At 70.7% G+C, this 4860-nt stretch carries 1 protein-coding gene; it reads right to left on the minus strand.

All coding sequences use genetic code 11. The features are described 5' to 3' along the window. Positions 1–4860 (minus strand): type I polyketide synthase (locus J2Z30_RS49120; RefSeq protein ID WP_209469204.1); only part of this gene is annotated, 4860 nt, incomplete at both ends.

Here is a 4860-nt window from a genome sequence, read left to right on the forward strand (position 1 = left end):
CGAACACGCCGTATCCACCGTGATCGTCGGCCCCTCAAGACCAAACGTGTACGCCAACCGACCCGAAATCACACTCGCCGCATTACCCGTACCGACGAACCCCTCCACGCCTTCCGGAAGTGCCGGCAGCGAGGAGGCGTAGTCGTGGTACATCACACCGGCGAACACACCGGTACGGCTGCCACGCAGCACACCCGGATCGATCCCGGCCCGCTCGAACGCCTCCCACGACGTCTCCAACAGCAACCGCTGCTGCGGATCCATCGCCAGCGCCTCACGCGGCGAAATCCCGAAGAACGCCGGGTCGAAGTGGCCCGCCCGGTCGACGAAGCCGCCCTCGCGGGAGTACGAGGTGCCCGGGTGGTCGGGGTCCGGGTGGTAGAGCCCGTCCAGATCCCAGCCACGGTCGGCGGGGAACTCGGAGATCGCATCCCGGCCCTCCATGACCAGCCGCCACAGATCCTCCGGAGTCTCCACCCCACCCGGATAACGGCACCCCAGACCCACGATCGCAATCGGCTCATCATCGGCGGCCGACACCACCACCGGCCCCGCCACCGCAGCCACAGCCCCCACAACCTCCGCACGCAGGAACTCCGCCAACACCGCAGGCGTCGGATAGTCGAAGACCAGCGTCGCGGGCAGCCGCAACTCACTCACCGCACCCAGCGCATTCCGCAACTCCACCGCCGTCAGCGAGTCAAAACCCAGCTCACGGAAGGAGCGATGCGGTTCGACGGTGTCCAGCGAGTCATGGCCGAGTACGGCCGCGACCTGCGTACGGACCAGCTCCATCAGGGCGTCGAGCTGCTCGGCCTCGCTCAGCCCGGCGAGCCGCCGCGCCAGCGCACCCGACACCGCCGCACCCTCCGCCGCACGCCGCGCCGGAACCCTCACCAGCCCACGCAGCAGCGGCGCCACCACACCGGTCGACGCCGCCTCGGCGCGCATCACGGCCAGGTCGAGCCGTACGGGCACGAGCAGCGCCTCGTCTGTACGGTACGCGGCGTCGAACAGCTCCAGGCCCTCGGTGGCCGAGAGCGCCACGACGCCACCCCGGCTCATCCGGGACACATCTGCCTCGTCCAGCTCACCGGTCATCCCGCTGGAGTCGGCCCACAGGCCCCAGGCCAGCGAGGTGCCGGGCAGGCCGCGCGCCGCACGGTGCTGGGCGAGGGCGTCCAGGAAGGCATTGGCGGCGGCGTAATTGCCCTGCCCCGCATTGCCGAACACACCGGCGGCGGAGGAGAACAGCACGAACGCGGACAGGTCGAGGTCCCGGGTCAGCTCGTGCAGATTCCACGCCGCGTCCACCTTCGGACGCAGCACCCCGGCCATGCGCTCGGGGGTGAGCGAACCGATCACACCGTCATCCAGCACACCGGCCGTGTGAACGACCGCCGTCAGCGGATGTTCGGCGGGGATGGCGGCGAGGGTCGCGGCGAGCGCGTCCCGGTCCGACACATCACACGCCGCCCAGTGCGCTTCGGCGCCCAACTCTGCTAGTTCTGTGGTGAGTTCGACCGCACCCGGTGCCTGGTCGCCACGACGGCTGACCAGCAGCAGGTGCCGTACGCCACGCTCGGCTGCCAGGTGTCGGGCGAACAGGCCGCCCAGTGAGCCGGACGCGCCGGTCACCAGCACCGTGCCGTCCGGGTTCCACGCGGGGGCCGCGTTGTCGGTGGCGGATGCGGCGCGGGCCAGGCGTGGCGTCTTCAAGACGCCCTCCCGCACCGAGACCTCGGCCTCGCCACTCGCGAGCACGGCGGGCAGCGCGGCACGCGAGTTGTCGTGGCCGTCGATGTCGATGAGGACGAAGCGGCCCGGGTTCTCGGACTGCGCGGAGCGCAGCAGACCGCGTACGGCGGCGCCCGCGAGGTCCGTCACCGGCTCAGTGGCCTCGGTGGCCACGGCTCCGGAGGTCAGCAGGACCAGACGGGAGTCCGTGAAGCGGTCGTCAGCCAGCCAGGACTGGAGGAGGTGGAGGGCTTGGGTGGTGGTGTCGTGTGCGGCTCGGGTGGGGTTCTCCCCTACCCTGCCCCTTCCCGAAACTATGGGCTCCGCCCCTTGACCCCGGTCCTCAATCGCCGGACGGGCTGGGGATGCCGCACCCGTGAGTTCAAGCACCACGCCGTCTGCGTGCGGGTGCGGACGCCCTTCGGGCGTGTCCTCAATCGCCGGACGGGCTTGATTTGCCGCACCCAGGCCTTCAGATACCGCGCCGTCCGAATGCACGCCCGGACGGGCTTGAGGCGCCAGGTTCACCACAACCTGGTCCGGCAGCGCCGTTCCGGAATCGACGGCCTCGCCCAGCGCGGTCAGGTCCGCGTACACCGTGACGCCCAACCCGAACGCATCCGCGCCCAGCACCGCCCACCGGCCGTCACCCGGAACATCGACCACGTCAGCAGGTGCGGCCGACGTCCACTCCACGCGGTACAGCGACTCGCGGTAGGCCGTACGCGCGCTCTCCAACTGCTCGACGGACACCGGCCGCAACACCAGCGAATCCACCGACAGCACCGCACGCCCCGCACCATCCGCCACCGCAAGCGACACCGCATCCGCACCAGCAGCCGACAACCGCACCCGCAACACCGAAGCACCCACCGCATGCAGCGACACCCCGGACCACGAAAACGGCAACCGCGCCCCGGCCTCGCCCTCGATCAGACCGCCCAACCCCACCGCATGCAGGGCCGAGTCCAGCAGCGCCGGATGCAGACCGAACAACCCGGCATCGGACTGCCCGTCCTCCGGCAGCTCCAGCTCGGCATAGACCTCACCATCGAGCCGCCAGGCGGACCTCAGCCCCTGGAACACCGGGCCATAGGCCAGCCCCAGGCCCGCCATGCCCTCATACAGACCATCCAGCGCGACCGGCGTCGCACCCGCCGGAGGCCACACACCCAAGTCGAACGACGCCGCCGACGCACCCTCCACAAGCGCACCCGAGGCATGACGCAGCCACGCCTCATCGGCAGCCGCACCCTCAAACCGCGAATACACCTCAAACCCACGACGACCAGAGCCATCCGGCGCACCCACCGACAGCTGAAGCTGAACACCGCCCACCTCCGGAAGCACCAGCGGCGCCTCCAGCGTCAGCTCCTCAACCCGGTCACAACCCACCTGGTCACCGGCCCGAACCGCCAACTCCACAAAGGCCGTACCCGGCAGCAGCACCGAGCCCATCACGGCGTGATCCAGCAGCCACGGATGCGTCTGCGCAGAGATCCGCCCGGTCAGCAGCACACCGTCGCCGCCCGCGAGCGGTACGGCGGCCCCCACGAGCGGATGGTCCACGGCGGCCAGCCCGAGCCCCGCCGTGCCACCGACGCCGTAGGCCGACGCCTGCGGCCAGTACCGGCGGCGCTGGAAGGCGTACGTCGGCAGGTCGGTCAGCTCGACCCGAGCAGCGCCGGTACCTGCGAAGACGGCCGCCCAGTTCACGGCCACACCACGGACGTACGCCCGCGCCACGGCGGCGTGGACCGCCCGCGCCTCGGGCCGACCGGCCCGCAACACGGCGGCGAATCCGGCCGCCTCGGCGTCGGTGACGCACTCCTGGGCCATGGCGGTGAGGACACCGTCGGGGCCGAGTTCGAGGTAGGTGGTGACGCCCTGGGCCTCCATCGTCCGGACACCGTCGAGGAAGCGGACGGCCTCACGGACGTGGCGCACCCAGAACTCAGGGGTCGTGATCTCCTCGGCGGAGACCACGTCCCCGGTGAGGTTGGAGACGATCGGGATCCGCGGGGCCTCGTACGTAAGCCCCTCGGCCACCTCGCGGAACGCCTCCAACATGCCGTCCATACGCGGGGAGTGGAACGCGTGGCTGACGGTGAGCCGCTTGGTCTTACGGCCCTGCGCCTCGAAACCGGAAGCGATCGCGACAGCCGCGTCCTCGTCACCCGCGATGACCACGGAAGTGGGCCCATTGAGCGCGGCGATCGAGACACGCTCGTTGACCAGCGGCAGCACCTCGTCCTCGGAGGCCTGGACGGCGATCATCGCGCCACCAGTGGGCAGCTCCTGCATCAGACGGCCACGCGCGGCCACCAGCTTCGCCGCGTCCGCCAGCGAGAGCACACCCGCCACATGCGCGGCGGCCAGCTCACCGATCGAGTGACCGGACAGGAAGTCCGCCTTCAGCCCCCACGCCTCCACCAGCCGGAACAGCGCCACCTCGATGGCGAACAACGCGGGCTGAGTGAACCCGGTCCGGTCCAGCGCCTCGACCTCATCCCCGAACAGCACCTCCCGCAGCGGCCGCTCAAGATGCGCGTCCAGCTCCGCACACACCGCGTCCAACGCCTCCGCGAACACCGGGAACGCGTCGTACAGCTCACGACCCATCCCCAACCGCTGACTCCCCTGCCCCGTGAACAGGAACGCCACCTTCCCGCCAGCAGCCGACCCCTGGATCACCTCCGCGCCGGACTCGCCGCGTGCCAGGGCGTCCAGACCGCGTAGGAAGCCCTCGCGGTCATCGGCCACCAGAACCGCGCGGTGGTCCAGCGCGGCGCGCGTGGTCGCGAGCGAGAAGCCGAGGTCGGCCGGGACGAGCTCCGGCCGCTCGTCCAGGTAGGAACGGAGCCGCCCGGCCTGCGCACACAGCGCGTCGGCGGTCTTCGCCGACAGCGGCCACGACGTCACACCAGGCCCCGTCGTCACCTCATGCGCGGCCTCGTCCTCGCCGACCGGGGCCTGCTCGATGATCGTGTGCGCATTCGTCCCGCTGAAACCGAACGACGAGACCGCAGCCCGCCGGGGACGACCCGACTCCGGCCACGCCACCGACTCCCGCAACAACGACACCGCACCCGCAGACCAGTCAATATGCGGCGACGGCTCCTG

This window comes from Streptomyces iranensis, assembly GCF_017874715.1.
Lineage (GTDB): Bacteria > Actinomycetota > Actinomycetes > Streptomycetales > Streptomycetaceae > Streptomyces > Streptomyces iranensis.